The 16,695-nt window shown below is 36.3% G+C and carries 15 protein-coding genes; all 15 read right to left on the reverse strand.

Annotation, left to right across the window (positions count from 1 at the left end):
- Positions 1–11 precede the first annotated feature (11 nt).
- Complete coding sequence (locus tag T323_RS0122025) at positions 12–1,298, reverse strand: Gfo/Idh/MocA family protein (RefSeq protein ID WP_026675213.1); 1,287 nt, start codon at positions 1,296–1,298, stop codon at positions 12–14.
- Between the two features lie 21 nt (positions 1,299–1,319).
- On the reverse strand, positions 1,320–2,195 hold the full coding sequence (locus T323_RS0122030; RefSeq protein WP_243532425.1) for a carbohydrate ABC transporter permease: 876 nt from the start codon (positions 2,193–2,195) through the stop codon (positions 1,320–1,322).
- An 11-nt stretch (positions 2,196–2,206) separates the two neighbouring features.
- The gene (locus tag T323_RS0122035) at positions 2,207–3,091 is read right to left on the reverse strand and encodes an ABC transporter permease (protein ID WP_373279358.1); all 885 of its coding nucleotides are present in this window, start codon (positions 3,089–3,091) and stop codon (positions 2,207–2,209) included.
- A gap of 135 nt (positions 3,092–3,226) precedes the next feature.
- Positions 3,227–4,762 (reverse strand): extracellular solute-binding protein, encoded by a 1,536-nt coding sequence (locus tag T323_RS0122040; protein WP_051556670.1) that lies wholly within the window; start codon positions 4,760–4,762, stop codon positions 3,227–3,229.
- 319 nt (positions 4,763–5,081) lie between these two features.
- The gene (locus tag T323_RS0122045; protein WP_051556671.1) at positions 5,082–5,711 is read right to left on the reverse strand and encodes a YesL family protein; all 630 of its coding nucleotides are present in this window, start codon (positions 5,709–5,711) and stop codon (positions 5,082–5,084) included.
- An 18-nt stretch (positions 5,712–5,729) separates the two neighbouring features.
- Positions 5,730–8,096 (reverse strand): helix-turn-helix domain-containing protein, encoded by a 2,367-nt coding sequence (locus T323_RS0122050; protein ID WP_026675218.1) that lies wholly within the window; start codon positions 8,094–8,096, stop codon positions 5,730–5,732.
- Between the two features lie 642 nt (positions 8,097–8,738).
- Positions 8,739–9,533: a nucleotidyltransferase domain-containing protein gene (locus T323_RS0122070; protein ID WP_026675219.1), complete on the reverse strand. Its 795-nt coding sequence runs from the start codon at positions 9,531–9,533 to the stop codon at positions 8,739–8,741.
- Between the two features lie 88 nt (positions 9,534–9,621).
- Positions 9,622–10,539 (reverse strand): cation diffusion facilitator family transporter, encoded by a 918-nt coding sequence (locus tag T323_RS0122075; protein WP_051556672.1) that lies wholly within the window; start codon positions 10,537–10,539, stop codon positions 9,622–9,624.
- A 22-nt stretch (positions 10,540–10,561) separates the two neighbouring features.
- The gene (locus tag T323_RS0122080) at positions 10,562–11,146 is read right to left on the reverse strand and encodes a TetR/AcrR family transcriptional regulator (protein WP_035179620.1); all 585 of its coding nucleotides are present in this window, start codon (positions 11,144–11,146) and stop codon (positions 10,562–10,564) included.
- Between the two features lie 333 nt (positions 11,147–11,479).
- Complete coding sequence (locus T323_RS0122085) at positions 11,480–12,796, reverse strand: acyl-CoA thioesterase/bile acid-CoA:amino acid N-acyltransferase family protein (RefSeq protein ID WP_026675222.1); 1,317 nt, start codon at positions 12,794–12,796, stop codon at positions 11,480–11,482.
- Positions 12,797–12,887: 91 nt separating this feature from the next.
- Positions 12,888–13,439, reverse strand: a complete 552-nt coding sequence (locus T323_RS0122090; protein WP_026675223.1) for a histidine phosphatase family protein — start codon at positions 13,437–13,439, stop codon at positions 12,888–12,890.
- 138 nt (positions 13,440–13,577) lie between these two features.
- Positions 13,578–14,432: a hypothetical protein gene (locus T323_RS0122095; RefSeq protein WP_026675224.1), complete on the reverse strand. Its 855-nt coding sequence runs from the start codon at positions 14,430–14,432 to the stop codon at positions 13,578–13,580.
- A 675-nt stretch (positions 14,433–15,107) separates the two neighbouring features.
- Entirely contained in the window at positions 15,108–15,623 is a 516-nt protein-coding gene (locus T323_RS0122100) for a GrpB family protein (RefSeq protein ID WP_026675225.1), read from the reverse strand.
- A gap of 208 nt (positions 15,624–15,831) precedes the next feature.
- Complete coding sequence (locus T323_RS0122105; protein WP_026675226.1) at positions 15,832–16,047, reverse strand: hypothetical protein; 216 nt, start codon at positions 16,045–16,047, stop codon at positions 15,832–15,834.
- 39 nt (positions 16,048–16,086) lie between these two features.
- Positions 16,087–16,683 carry a hypothetical protein gene (locus tag T323_RS0122110; RefSeq protein WP_026675227.1) on the reverse strand — a complete coding sequence of 199 codons (597 nt, stop codon included), beginning with the start codon at positions 16,681–16,683 and terminating at the stop codon, positions 16,087–16,089.
- Positions 16,684–16,695 lie beyond the last annotated feature (12 nt).

The following is a 16,695-nucleotide window of genomic DNA, read 5'->3' on the forward strand; positions in this document are numbered from 1 at the left end:
CACTCCTTATTTTAAAACTTGACTAACTGATCTACTTTTACCGCCTGCCCTGTTTGCAATGATAGATTTCCGGCGATTCCTGTTAAGATAGACCTTGCACCATCTATATGTGACGCCGCTCGGTGAAGCGCGTCTGTACGTGGCACTCCAAATAAATCTTGGAGTAATAGCGGATCACCTCCGCCGTGCCCACCTTCTTTTTCTTCTACTTCTACTTCATAAGAAGGGCCGAACATCGGTATGACTTGAATTGACTTTTCTTCAATCGCACCTTCTTCCGACTTTTCTCCTCCAGAGTTAACGTACGATTGTTCTCTTACTTTCACTTCAATTCTTCCTTTACTCCCGTTAAAAGAAATGATAAAGCCTTCCCACGGTAAATAAGCATTTAAAGAATACGTTAAAATCGCTTTGTTTTTATATTGAACGATGACCGCTAGTGTGTCTTCGATATCAATTCCATCTCCAAACACACTTTGGTCACGGTAATAACCATCTTCATGCTCTGCATTTAAATACATCGCTTTTAAATGTTCATTTTTCTCTAAGTGCAGTGCAAATGGGTCGTCTTTTGCATACTTACTTCCATGTGCGCGCTGATAAAACTGCGTAACCCCACGGGACTCTGCATTTTCTTTCCCATAAAAGCGCAGTCCCCCATTCGCATACACTGTATCAGGCTCTGTTCCAAGCCAAAAGTTTACTAAATCAAAATGATGTGTCGATTTATGAACTAATAGCCCACCACTATTTCGTTTGTCTCGATGCCACCGTCGGAAATAATCAGCACCATGCTGTGTATCCAATGCCCATTCAAAATGAACCGAAAACACTTCACCAATCACACCATCACGAATTAACTCACGGATTTTCGTATTATGAGGGGCATACCGATAATTAAAGGTTACCCTCACTTCTTTTCCTGTTCGATTCACCGCATCATGTATCGCTTGACATTTCTCAGCGTCCACGGTCATTGGTTTTTCAGTAATGACATTACATCCTAATTCCAATGCTTTTATAATGTACGTATGATGGGTGCGATCAACGGTCGTAACAATGACCACATCTGGTTTTTCCGTTGCAACCATATTTTCAAATTCAGATGCTCGATACGTGTGAATGTTAGAGTGCTTATATTTTTCTACCAATAATTGATTCGCATAATTCATTCTCGTTTCGTTTACATCACAAAACGCGACAAGCTCTGCTGTTTCTTTAAAATCTTTCGCTAATGCTCCGTAAAAAAACTCAGCTCTTCCACCTGTTCCAACTAACACATATTTCAGTTTATTCATTCTAGTACCCCCTTCTCTCTATTAGCCTTTAACCGACCCTAATAACATTCCTTTTGCAAAATGCTTTTGTAAAAATGGATAAACAAACATAATGGGTAATGTCGCAACAACAATGACAGCAAATTTTAAGGACTGGTCAGGTTGCTCCACTAACGAATCGATTTCACCAAATCTTACATCTGCCATCGTCATAATGTTTTGCAACAATAACATGACCGGATATCGGGTGCTATCATTGATGTATAAGAGGGCGTTAAAGTAATCTCCCCAATATCCTACTGCGTAAAATAAAGCAAAAGTAGCAATAATGGGTTTTGATAAAGGCAAGGCAATTTTCCAAAAAACACCGACATCAGTACAACCATCCATTTTTGCTGATTCCTCAAGTTCTTTAGGTAATGTACGGAAAAATGAGATGACGATAATTAACCACATTGGATTCATGGCAATAGGAAGAATTAAAGCTAAAAATGAATCTAATAATCCTAAATCCCTCACTAACAAATAAGTTGGAATCATTCCTCCTTGGAATATAATTGTGAAAATAACAAAATATATGAAAAAAGAATGGCCAACAAGACGTGTTTTTGATAACGCATAGCCCATGGTCAATGTTAAAGATAAACTTAGTAGTGTGCCTGCTACTGTAATAAACACTGACACACCAATAGCCCTAACAAAAGTCGGTGTTGAAAAAATATATTCATAGGCTGTTAACGTAAATGTCTCTGGAAATATAAAAAATGCTCGACGGGCTAACTCACTTTCTGTTGCAAATGAACCGGCAATGACATATAAAAAGGGAACGATCATCGCCAGAGCGACAATGGCTAGAAAGATATAGTTAAACACATCAAAGACTCTTCCTAAAGGTGTATTATGAGATTTCATAACCATTTTCCCTCCAATTAAAATAATGTTTCCTGTTTCATCTTTTTAGCAAAATAACGAGCGGTCAAAATAAGAATAATCCCAACTACCCCTTTGAAAAGTCCAACAGCTGTACTGTGACTAAATGAACCTTGCGTAATCCCGACAAAATAAATATAAACATCAAATACATCAGCAACACTTCGATTCAACGAATTCGTCATTAAATAGATTTGCTGGAAGCCTTGGTCAAGAAAATTCCCCATTCGTAAAATCAATAAGATGATAATGACATGTCGAATAGCAGGTAATGTGACATGCCACATTCTACGAAAACGACCAGCCCCATCAACAATCGCTGCTTCATATTGCTCTTTATTTACACTCGCTAAAGCAGCTAAAAAGATGATCGTTCCAAAACCGGCTTCTTTCCAAATTTGTTGTCCAACAATCATCGTGCGGAACCACTCTGGACTGGCTAGAAAATTAATCGTCTGACCTGTGAGATTTTGAATGATGACATTTATTATTCCTCCACTTGTTGTGAAAAAGATATAGGTTAAGCTAGCTACAATAACCCATGACAAGAAATTAGGAATATAAATAAGCGTTTGGATTGTTCTTTTGTATAAAGTAAATCGAATCTCATTTAACATGAGCGCTAAAATTATCGGCGCTGGGAATACAAAAATCGTTTCATATAAAGCTAAAATCAACGTATTGCGTAAGACACGATAAAAGTCGGGATTTTGAAATAACCGCTCAAAATGGGCAAAACCGACCCACTCACTTCCCCAAAATCCAAGAAAAGGAGAATAATTTTGGAAAGCAATAAGAGTTCCCCACATTGGAACATATCGAAAAACAATAAACCAAATAAGCCCTGGTAATAATAGAAAATAAAGCCATTTGTCTCTTTTTATCTTTTGCCATCTTGTTACTTTATTGACTGGCTGTAATGTTGCATTAACTTCTAGCTCTAACTTTGCCACATGATCTCTCCTTTCAATTGAGATGAAAAGCAGGTGGCACTCACCACCTGCTTAGGTAGAATACGGTTATTGAATTGCGCTGTATGCTTCATTTATTTCTGCGATATAATCATCACCGCCAGAACGTTTCCATAATTCTACAGCTTCATCTAAACCAGATTCATCGATTTGACCAACAATAAATTTAATTCGGGCATCATTAATAATATTGTCTAATTGCTGACCTCTTTCCGCATACGTAGGGGATATTAATGGCTCAGCAGGATTTCCAATGACAATATCCAAGTTTTCTTCCATCACTTTCGTCGCTTTTTGCTGTAAATTAGTTTGTGGCATTCTCATAAATTTTTCACCAGGAATATGGGCTACGATTTGGTTTAAATCACGAACTTCACGGTCAAACAGCTCTCCGCCTTCTTGTTGAGATGTAAGCACAAGCTCTCCATCTAAGATTTCATGGTGAACCCCTTCTACCCCGTTGTAAGCAAGATTTTGAACTTCTTCATCATTTAAGTCATTCAAGAATTGTAGGACACGTCGAAGCTCTTCTTCTGTTTTTACCGCCGTTGTTGAAATCGCAAGGATTCCTGAATATCCCGCTGTTGGTTTCGTACGTAATCCTTGTGGTCCTTCAACAGCTCCGAATACATCTAATGTAATCTCGTCATTTGTATAGCCTTCTGTTATTTGATTTTGCAGACGATTCGCTTGGTCCGCAACGTCGATAACAACACCAGCAGATCCATTTACGATAGGATCAAACCATGTAGCTGAATCCATTACGGCAAAATCTTCATTCACTAACCCTTCATCATATAATTTCTTAAAGAAATGTAATGCATCTCGGTATTCATCAAACATAAAGTCTGGTAACAGCTCTCCATTGTCATCATAGCCCCAGCCATTTGGAACCCCGAACCAAACTTGCATAATATCCCACGGTCCTTCATATTCAGAAACAACCATTCCATACGTATCATCTTGACCAGATTGATTTGGATCATCATAGGTAAATGCTCGTAAGACTTCATAAAAGTCATCAATTGTTTTTGGTGTTTGTAATCCTACATTTTCTAACCATTCTTTGTTAATCGTTACAGCATGTCTACCAAGAGGTCTCCCTCGATATACACCGTAAATTCGTCCATCAATAGAAACATTATTTGAAACTATTTCATTCGCTTGGCTTAAATTTTCATAGTCATCAATATAATCGGTGATGTCCCAAAATGCCCCATCTCGAGCAGCGTTTATGAAACTCGGTGTCTTATTTGCCAACATAATATGTGGAAGATTGCCAGATCCTAACGTAACATTAAACCGTTCATCATAATTGGCATTGACAACAAACTGAAAATCAATGTCCATATTTGTATACTCTTCAATAGCTTGTAAAGCCGGGCTTGAACTGTCAACAGGTTCTGGAGCAAAAGCTGTCGTCATAATGGTGACTGCCATTCTCTCATCTAATGTTCCTTCATCTGTATCTGCAGGTTGATTTTCATCAGTCGTTGCCTCATTACTACAACCAATAAGAACAGTAAAAAGTAGTACAATACCGAATGTTTGCAAAATACGAAATGAGCTTTTCTTCATAATCATCCATTTCCCCCTTATTCATTTTGTGTTTTTTCCTACATTCACGATTCTCTTCCCATCCCTCCTTCTTTCCTTTTCATCCCCTTTGGGTTAACAAAAATATAAAACGCTTACATTTTTCCGGCAATATTCATTTTTTGATAATTGGCAAGTACTCCTATTTAAAATTGCTTAAATCACAATAGTGTAAGCGTTTTCTATTGTACTTTTTTGATCTTTAACACTTTTTTGCACTTGCCTGAAAAGTCTTTTAAACAAAAAAGTATCACTATCGTTTAAGACAAGTGATACCTATCCTTTTATTATTCAATTCCATCCTCTATTACGATGCTTGTTGTTCTGTTCTTTGTTTTAGTTCAATTCGAGAAAAAGTGTGATACGTCGTTGCCATAATAACTAAAGCATATAAACTAACTCCCAAAAAAGGGATTAAAATTGGAAAAAATCCGAGTATCATTGTAACAACTAAACACCCTATCATCGTAAATAATGTTCCAAACGGCCTGGAAAGAAGTAATAAAAAGGCATTTTTTACATGTTGACCTAAAGAGGCCTCATAATGAACAAGTAATGGAAAAAGATAAAGGAATGCAGCGCCTGACAACAGCATAATCCCAATCATCATATAACGAACCGATACAGACAGCCATTTTGTTTCTACTTGAAAAAATTGAATGTTGACATATCCAATCAACGCGATGGCCATGAAAAGAAGCCCTAATCCATTAACACGTATAAACTCTTGACGATACACACTCCAAAACATTGTAAAGACCGGGGCATCCTCACCTCTTATCGACTTTCGAATCACAGCAAACATTGCTACTGTACTTGGAGCCCATCCAAAAATAATTCCTCCTAGTAATGTAGAGCAAATCCACAATAAGTTAAGGTATAAAAGCAAAACAAAGTATTCACCAAACCGAAAAAATGTGCTCATAAATCCTGACATCGTATCCCCCCTCATCGTCTACATCGGACGATTTGTTTTCGACTGATTTGCAACATGCTGCTTTCTAAACTGACTCGGTGGTACACCTGTATGCTTTTTGAATATCCGATTAAAATAACTGTGACGGTAGCCGACTTGTTCTGCGATATCACTAATTTTCATATTTGTTTGGAGGAGCAGACTTTTCGCTTTTTCAATTCGAATAGTAGTTAAGTAATCAATGAAATTGAACCCTATTATTTTTTTGAATGCTTTACTTAATGTATATGGGTTTGCCCCTGCATCCTCTGCACATTGGTCTAATGAAATGTCCTCCATATAATGAGAATGTAAATATGAACATACTTCCTCAACAAGTTGTTTCATTTTCATATTAACTTTCGCTTCTAACGACTGGATAAACGGTGTGATCACTTCTTTTGTTAGCCACTTCGTCATTTGGTCTGGTTCACGAATTTTTGCCACTTCTTCAAACATATTTTTTCCATTAAATAGTTCATATGGATGTATGCCTGAATAGATAATTTCATGTTGAATACTGCCAAATAATTGAGTAATCGCTGGTTGAATATTAATTTCCTTCGTCTCTTTGCTCATCAATTCCTCAATAAATTGTTTAATGAGATTTTCCGTTTCCTTGATATGTCCAATTCGAATCGCTTGTAAAATCTCTCTTTCCATTTCAAAAGGATAATGCATTTGGTGAGATGAAGAAAATGGATTGATTTGTTGTAAATCAATGATCTGATTTTCATTTTCAAAGTTTCGATACTGTTTTCCTTGCCTCACTTCTTCAAACAAGGAAGGAATTCGTTTGACTTTATCGTCAGGCTTTGAAATCGTAATGGTAACTTGCATCTGTAACACCTTATTCAAAACTTCCATTGCCTTTTCAGCAAACTCGTGCAATGATTTCCTATTCTCTTGTTCTCTCGGATAAAGAATGAGTAACCCAGTCGATAAATCATAAAAATTTAAAACATTAAATTGATGAAACCGATGTTCGGCAACATCCTCAATGATTTTCGTTACAGCAGAAGTTGCAATACTTTCATCCTGGTTTAACATATTAACGTTTGCTTCATGTAATCCTAATACTTGAATATCCATTACGACAAACATATGATTATCAATATCCCAACCGAAATTTTCCATTCTTTCATGTAGTTCTTCTTCAGAATAATGATAAAGATATCCTTGAATCAATTGCAGCAAAAAGCTATTTTTCAATTGTGGTAGATGCGTAGACAAACGACTTTGCAATGACAAACTTTCTTTAGACAGCTGTTTATATTTTCGCTCAATTAATGTAAACTCATCTTCGTCTTTGTTGTTACTCCACTTTTCATCCGTCTCTAATTGCTTCATTAGCTTTGCAATTGGATAATATATTCGTTTTGACGCAAACCATGACATGAATAAGGCGATAATGAGACCAACTAAACTGACAACTATAATAATCTGTGAAATTAAGACAATCGGTGATGTAATTGAAGACATCGGTGAGGCAGAAATATACGTCCATTCTGAGTTAATTCGATTCATTTTTCCGTATGACACCGAATAGGTTTCCTCTCCAAACTCTAAAGTAAATGTCCCATTTGTATCTTCTCCTCGCTTTTCCGATAATTGCCCTTGCAAATAACGAATAAGCGAATCATCTTCCATACTGTTCACCGCTGCTAGTATTTCATGGTTCTCACTTAGTAGAAACGCTACTCCTTGATTATAAGGAGTTAAAGTCCACAATAATTGTGAAACCATCTCTTTATCTAACGTCACAATCATAGAACCAAACGGGTCATTACTGTTTGCAAGAATACTATGGGTCAAAATGAGTGGCTGGAGATTTTCAATATCTTTTTCATTCGCTGATTGTGGAAGAGAAGGCCACGTAATATTTCGATGAGTGGTAAATGACTGATAATAGTCATATTCCTGCTCATCTGTGATGACGTTATACTTAGGACGAAATACAATCGGTTGTTGTGGTGAGTCTATAAATAACTCAATCTTTTCAATAAGAGGATGACTGCCTTGTAATGTAAAAAGTGTTTGACTAATTTCTCGTGTTTCTTGAAATTGCTGTACATAATTAAAATCAATTATTTGAATGTTAAATCTCGGTGTAAAAGCCCAATGAGTAACCGCCATTTCTAAATAATCAAACTGACTATTAAGATTATCGACCCCTTGGAGAATTTGTGTTTTGTGTAATTCTTTTAACTCATCCTCTACTTTACTCACCCCGATAAAATAAATACCAATCCCTGAAATAAGACCTGGAATAAAAGCGATTAATAAAATGAGAATAAAACTTTTACGAAAAAATTGACTACTCCAACTACTCGTCATTTTTTTTATATGTTGTAAAAATGGAAACACCCCTCTCATCACAATGTACGTACAAGTTTTGTAATATTTATAATATTACAACATTATGTGAGATTATGACAGCGCTTTAATTAGGTATCCTACGACATGTGGTTTATAAGAAAAACGCGGAGCGTCTTTTCGTTTCAAGCGAAGTGCGGAGCCCTGCTCCTCTTTTGACAGTGAACCACAAGTGCTCTTCTTGAATAAGCTTTCAAAGCTTCGCTGCTAGACCAAAAATTTATACTCCCATCTTTTAAAATAACCCCAAGCCTTAGGCTTGGGGTCTGTCCAATAGACTCGTTCTATTGGACACTTCTCTTCTCCTTGGCTCACGTTCTGTCCTTCATCGTCTTTATGAAGGACACTTCTCTCGCTTTTTCTTCTCTTTCTGTCCTTCATCGCTCTTATGAAGGACACTTCTCTCGCTTTTTCTTCTCTTTCTGTCCTTCATCGCTCTTATGAAGGACACTTCTCTCACTTTTTCTTCTCTTTCTGTCCTTCATCGCCTTTATGAAGGACACTTCTCTCACTTTTTCTTCTCTTTCTGTCCTTCATCACTCTTATGAAGGACACTTCTCTCGCTTTTTCTCTTCTTTCTGTCCTTCATCGCCTTTATGAAGGGCATTCCACTCTTTCCCTCTCCGTTATTTGCTAAGAAATATAGACTTCGTGCGCAAAATTTAGGCTTGCCCACTCACCTTCTAATTTAAACAATTCATAAACAGCTTCCCTATCCATCACTGTTTCCTCTATCAAGTTGAATAGTGTAGAGATAACTGGCTTCTTTTCTGGAAAGTAAAAAAGAAAAATGTCAGCTTGCTCATGTAGGCGCGTTGTCCATATGTGAGAACGTACCATTACCATTGAATAGTATTTTCGAATGATTTTACGAGCAAAGCCTTGTATAATTTTTGGTAAGTCTTCACTAGAAGCTGTTTCTATCCTTGTTAATGTTCTTGTAAGCACTTCACGAATATCACCATTAAAACGGATCGCTATCTCTGGTGAGAGTTTGTAAGGACCAAACTTCTCACCAAGATCCTCACCATGCACACAAACGCATAGTTCTGCTAGAAATGCATTTTCATAGTAATTCACTGGGTCTACTGTATAGTCATAATAGGCAATCGCGATACCAACTTCACGAACTAAATCAACATATTTTTGTGATAAACCCGCAGCTAGCTTCCTTAAGTCATCCACTTCACTTGACGACAACTCGCTTTTAAACATAGCAATAATATCCAAATCAGATGTAGCCACAACGGCTTCCCCTCGTGCGACACTACCGTACACATATATGCTGTGCAATTGCTGATGAAACAAGTTTTTAAGACTCTCTACACATTCTTGTATGCAGGGCAAATAGGTTGGCTCAATTTTTTCAAGGCTAACGTCACTCACAATAAATCCATTCTCATCAAGACCATATCCTGATTGTAACATCAGCACTTCCCTCCATCCGCTTCATCTTCTTACATTCATATCCTCCAAAAAACTAGAAGATATAACATCACTACTCGCTAAAAAAATATTACACTAGCCTCTTTTCCGCCCACTTTTTCTCGTTTGTAAATGAAACAGTAAGCCATTTTTTATAGCCTACATCCTTTGTATGTTGAATAATTTCTTCCCGTATCTCGTCCTGTTCAGATATTGTTACATTTTTTGAATGTTCATCAACGATGAAATCAATTTCGATAAATAGTTTATTTCCTACTTTTGCGATACGGACAATTGATTCTTGAATATTGTAACGATCTTCAATGGAAGCAATGACTTCTTTAAACCTCGTTTGAATAGGTTGGTCTGGTGACATTTCAAGAACTTCTCTAAATGCTTTACTCATTTCAATTATCGGAACTTTAAGGAAATATCCCGCCACAAGAAGGACCATAAGTGGGTCAACATAAGGAATCACGCTTTGATAAGGCGTAAATGAAAGTAGAACAGCGAAGAAGAAACCTACCAAAACTGCTGCACTTAATAACGTATCCATTCTCCACTGGTTCGCTTCAGCCTGAATAAAGCCAGATTTTGCTTTATTTTTATTTAGTAAAAAATATACAACAGCACAACCTACTGTATTGACAACAGCAAAAATAAGAGCATGCCCTACATTAATTTCCCGCCCTCCTGATAACATTGCATCAATAGCGAGCCAAACGGAAAGTATACAAAGAATTAATATCGCTGCATATTTCACGATAATGACGACAGGTTCGAGCATTTCTTTACCAAAGGGGAATCTTCTTGAATCACTTTTACTAATATATTGCGCAACAAGAAGAGATAACAGAGACAGCATCACACTTACAAATGAATATAACCCGTCAAAAATAATTAAATATGAAGAAATCAATGTTCCCCAGACGATTCCTAGTATTGCAAAAAAGAGCGCACCAAAGACTGATAATTTTAACAGCGTTTTCTCGGATGCTTTCGTAAACATAGTACACCTCATAATTTTTTAATTATGAATGATAGTCAGTCAGTGTACTCTTTATAAATGTCATGACCTGAGTTTTTGTAATTGCCGATTCTTTCTTTGCTTGATTGGAAAGATAATAGGCTTCAGCTGAAGTTTCAATAAGATTAATGATCATTCTTGTCAATGGAGCAATTTCTACTTTTGGAGTAATCATGCCACTTTCCTTAGCGGAGTTTAATTGTTCTTCTAGCCAATCATAATACGGCTGATAAATCTCTTCCCAAATGTCAAAAGAATGATAATAAGCCATTCCTGCATAACAAAATAAAATTAATTCGTTATACTCTTTTGTCACTTCAAATGTAACATCAATGACCATCTCAATCGTTTCAAAAATCGACCCTGACAGAAGATGACTTTCCTTTATCTTTGCAAGCAATGTATTTAAAATCCTCTTCGCAATAGCCGGCACTACAGCACTTTTCGAATCAAAATATAAATAAAAGGTTCCTTGAGCAACTCCCGCTTCCTTCACAATTTGAGAAACTGAAGCTTTTTCGAACCCCTTTTCTTTCATGATTTTTATTGATGCATCCACAATCAGTTCATATTTATTGTCCACTTTCATTACCAATCCTCCTAGTATTTACCGACTGACTGACTGTCATTCTACTTTAATATTACCACATAAAAATTACTCCAACAACTTTTGTACGGGCAGAGATTTTACCCGCTTACCTTATCGGACATACATTCCGCTATTTTATAAAAAACACCTACTTTTACATTTCTATCGGACATCTGTTCCGTTATTCCCCTTAAACTGCTATGAAACTCTTATACTTTCGTTCATTTAACGGAACAGATGTCCAATAGCTTTTGAAAAACGTTGCTTTTTCGTGAAATAGCGGAATGAATGTCCGTTACCGACAACTCAAACTAACCACAGTGAAACCATTCGTTACTTAGCGATAGCCTCATCTTTTTTAAGCGCTGTATTCACTTGCAAAAATTCAAGAATTTCACCCCATGTTTCTTTTGCTGCTGCGGCATTGGCTGCCTTCGTTCCACCAAATGTCATTGTCATTCCCCCACCGGTATTCATAAATACATTGGCAGGCAAATTAACGAAACTATATGGAAAAGAGAGAAAGTGACCAGCGTTTTTATAATATAAAAAACGATGTTGAGGAGAAGGATCTGATGCTGCCCTCACGTGTTTTTCCATTATTTTCACATAACGCTCGGATGGCCATAATTGGTCATCTCCACCTGCAATAAACATGACTGGAGCCTTTATATTTTCAACTTGAATTCTTGCTTCTTTCACAGCTTCTTCATTTTTCAACGAATTACCCCAAATGGAAAGATAAGAAATTGGGTTTCTCGTTATCCAATTTTTTAATAAATGGAACATCGTAGAGAACTTATATTTAAATTTTATATATGGAAAAGTGTCCTCATTGAAAGACCATGCGGGGACAGGAGCAAAAATCCCATTTTTCATTCCTGCTGTTACGTAAGCACTAGGTGCCCCTGCTATTATCGATGTATAGTAATCATATGTAGCACCGAGAAGTAAGACGAGTTCGCCGCCTCTAGAGTAGCCAATTAAGCTCACTTCACCATTTGCTTTACGATGTTCTTTCAACCACATCGTCGCTTTTTCAAAATATTCTAATCGAATATTTTCAAGATCCTTCGGTACTCCTTCTCCAGCAAAATATGAAAGAGCCAATGTGACATATCCTTTTGTAGCTAACAATGCCGCCGCATGTTCTTGCATTCCTCCATCTGATCCGCTTAACACGATTACTGCTGGGAATCTTCCTTCCGACTCCGGATAAAACAGAGTCCCCCTTACTTCATCAAATTGAATTGCTTCTTTAGTAACCCCTTCTTTGTAAAAATGCCTTGTTACCGTTACTGACTCATGCTTCTCTCCTTCGACTAGCAAGTCTATCTTTATCTTTACCTCATCTGCTTTCACTTTTTCAAAATAATCATCCCATTTAGATTGTAGATGCTTCATAGACCAAAACAAGCCAGCACTATCCGCTTCATCATATGTGCCCGCAATTGGCTTCTGTCTAGATAGGTCGACTATCCCATTTTGATTCGGACGAAATGATGCATGAGAACAAAATTCTTTTTCTTTTTCATCAAAGGCTGTTGCTTGGATCGTCACTTCTTTATTGACTGGACAACCCGTTACCGTAATCAATACTTCCTCGTCAATATATGAATTAAGCGGAGTTACTTGTAAACTAGGTGTCACGTTTCTCCCTCATTTCTTGTCACTATATTCATATTTACGATAAAAATTGTTTCAATAAAGACTTTAATTATCGTTAAAACATGAGATTAACTCAGTTCCACACTCGTTCTACATTCCTTAACTCTTTTCCATCAAAGGTCAATTTGTAAATATCGGGCATATCGAGATTTTGCCAAAATGTATAATCATATTGTTTAGAAAAAAAATTCATGATTAATACCATGATATTACCGTGAGTCCCAATAACAATATTTTTGCCTTTATACTTTTCTAGTATATGGTATAAGGCTTCTACTCCCCTTTGTTGAGCGGCAACATTGGACTCTCCACCTTCCCATGCAAAATATTCATCCTCCCATACTTTCTTAATAGCCTGAGTAAAATTCTCGACTGGGACTATCGTTAACGTTCTCTCTTTAAAATTATCTACCACTTCAACTTCTTTATTTATTGTTTGCGCTGTCCCTTTTACCGTTTGAATTGCTCGCTTATAAGGGCTTGAAACTACTATATCGATTTCTTCGTTTTTCAATAGGGTTGTAACCTTTTTTGCATCTGAAAACCCTTTTTCCGATAATGGCCGTTCATGCTCATCTCGTGTATAAACAGAGTGAGCATGTCGAACAAAGTATACATTCGTCAATATTGCAAGCAACTCCTTACGTGAATAACATGTATGTTCATTCTAACTTTATTCCTTTTTTGTGCTTATTGTGGGGCAGAATAGATGCGATTCGTCATTTATATGAACTGGGATAAAGTGATTCGTCCTTTCTAACCCCTAACTGCCATCATCCATAAAAGTCTCTCTAAATAGCATTGCCAATTCTTCATCTATCTCGTTTAATCTTTTTTCTAACATCGTCGACACCTCGGATGACATCAAAATAAGTTGACCTACTCTAGCCTCTACCTCACGATCGCTTTCTTCTAACTTATTAGCCAGCATCACAGCGGCATGGATGTCCTTTTCAGTTAAAAGCATATCTTTAAAGGTGGTCGTCTTCCCTTCACGACTGTAAAAAGATAAATCATAATAAAGATATTGCTCTTTATTACCCGTTCTTCGGTATGACGTTTTAATTTTTGGTTCGATCCTCATCATCCAAACTTCGTCCAATGATATCGTTGTTGAAGAGAACAGACCATTACTATGTATCGAATCTTCATCAACATATTGGTAATGATTCAGCATAGCCATATTCCAGACAATAAAAATAATCAGTACCCATATCGACATATGCCACCGTGCAAACCAATGTTTCTTCGGATTAATATAACAGTAGGTAAAGACAAACCAAGTAATGAAGTATAAAATCATAGATACAAATCCTATATCACTAGAATGGTATAAACGCGCATACAGTGCACCATCAGGCACAAGCCAATCTAACTTTAAATCATACACAACTCCATATAAAAACATTGTAAAAATAAGGACCTGAACACTAACATAACCTTTAAACCACTTGTTTTCATACCAACGTTGCTCTTTATCTTTCAAGAACATTACCGCAACAATACAAAAAAGTAACGAGGTCAAGAGTCCACCTATATGTTCAAATCCTCCTCTTAAAAGATTCAGATAAGCTATTACTAAAATCAATCCACCATAGGTTTTTCGATTAATTTCCACTCCCAATCCCCCTAAACATTTCACCACTACCGGCCTTTGTCTTATACTCTCTATGTAATCATCATTGTGAAACATGTATGTTCATTCTAACATTTTATTCCTTATTTGGACGGACAAAAAAACATTCCTTATCGAAGGAATGTAACTTGTCAACAGCTAATATCACAAATCATACGGACACCAGTTCCGCTATTTTGCTAAAAATCAACGTTTCTGAAGTTCTATCGGACATTGGTTCCGTTATTATTGAAGAATCAGCTGTTATCAACCTTGTATTGGCGAAATAACGGAACAGGAGTCCGTTAAAAGTCCTAAAGTGCGCATTTCCAAAAAAATAGCGGAATAAATGTCCGATACGTCATCCACCATAACAATTGCTAGTTTTTTCGAACAATCTTTTTAAGTAAGCGACTAGACTTCCTGTAAAGATTCTGATAAAAATCATCTAACCAATATTTTACGATTAATCTTACTAATGAAAAAAATAGGGCTATAACCATGATTACAAATAAGAGCACTAATCCGTGCTTGATTCCTTCCATTACATCACCCTTTATTCTAGACATGCTAGTTTAAGAGAATAGCTCAAAAGTATATTTCGGTGTAAGAAAGCTCTCAACTCTCCACCAATTTTACCAAAATCTCTTCTTTCAATCCACGAATACTCTTCGTTTGCTATTCATTAGCCCACTTAAGCGCTTTTTCCGTCAAAACCTTCACGAGTGGGGCTTTCCTTTCCTGATATCCTTTTACGTCCTCTCCATATTCTTGAAGCAATGATTGCTTTAAAGCCTTATATTTTTCACGCTCAACTTTATTTTCAATTAAAAAATCTCGAAATGCTAGATGCTCTGACAACTCTTTTGCTCCTGCTTGATAAATATGTATATGAAATGTTCTTTTCACTTTAGATTCTTTGATAAAATATCTTCGTCCTTTTATCCCGTTTTCTCCTCTTGGGAGATATCCATGCTCTATCATTCGGTGATTAAAGTAATCAATTTTATTAATGTCTTGAACCTCTATTAACATATCAATGATGGGTTTCGCCACCATTTCAGGAATAGAAGTACTACCGATGTGATTTATATTTACAAGTTCTTCACCAAATATTTCTTTGAGCTTTTCAGACTCCACTTTATATTTGTCTGGCCAACCGATATCATACTGTACTATTTCTAGTCTCCTCATCTTATCTTACTTTTACTTCTACGCAACAAAAAAATCACAACTTAGACGAGAAAAATTTCCGTAACCTCAGTCAACTGCGTAATACAATAGTTCTTAAATTCAATTCCACTTGGCTTAGGGTGGGTCTTATTTAAAATTTATTCATTTTGTACAAAAAACGAATTACAACAAAGCAACTCGCTTTTATCCAATATAAAGAAAAAAAGGACTACTCCCTTTTCTCTAGATACTCCTCATACACCTTTTGTGCCTTATCCTTTTGAAGTCCCATTTTCTTATGAATCTCATTCAACAAATAAACTCCCCTTAACAAACAGCCTAAAATTAATCCAAAGGCAATAGCGCCTCCAAAATATGGCCCCATCAAAAATATAAGAAATAATCCAATGATTGTACTTACTACTATTGATAATACTAGATACATGTTTCCACTCCTCTTTTTTCTCTCTTTTTTTACCAAATACTATAACAACGGTAAGATATCCATTTTCCAAATCCCGTCTTCTTGCTTTAACCCTCTCACTTCTACAGAGTGAAAATGTCCATAGCTTACTCCTATTTCGACAACTGCTTCGTTTTCATTACTATTATCATCTTTAATTTCAAGTGAATTATAACCTCTAAAGTCAAGTGTCGTTTCTAAGTCTTTAGTATGGAGTCCATCACTATAGTACTTATCTTTAAATATAGATAGTTCAGGTAATGTTCCATCATTATAGGTCAGTAAATAAATGGACTCAACATCGTCAATGACAACGGAGTGAAAATAAAGCAAGACGATTTTTTCCGGAGATAAATTTGAAAGTTGCTGCACATCTTTTTCTTCTAAAAAAACTTCATACAAAGTTAGTTCATCTTCTGTGAAATCTCTTAAGTAGGAAAAATCACTCTGTAGTTCAGTAATGATCTCTTGTTGCTGTTTCACGGTGTCTTCAAGGTTTGCCTTTTTTTCCTTAAGCTCTTTTATTTCATTCTGTTGAGTATCTACTATATCAAGATCATGATTACAACCTGTGATAAACAATGTAATGAAGAGAAAAACACCTACAACTTTTTTCATTTAGCATCCTCT

Origin of the sequence: Alkalihalobacillus bogoriensis ATCC BAA-922 (assembly GCF_000621445.1) — a bacterium.
Lineage (GTDB): Bacteria > Bacillota > Bacilli > Bacillales > Bacillaceae_F > Bacillus_AO > Bacillus_AO bogoriense.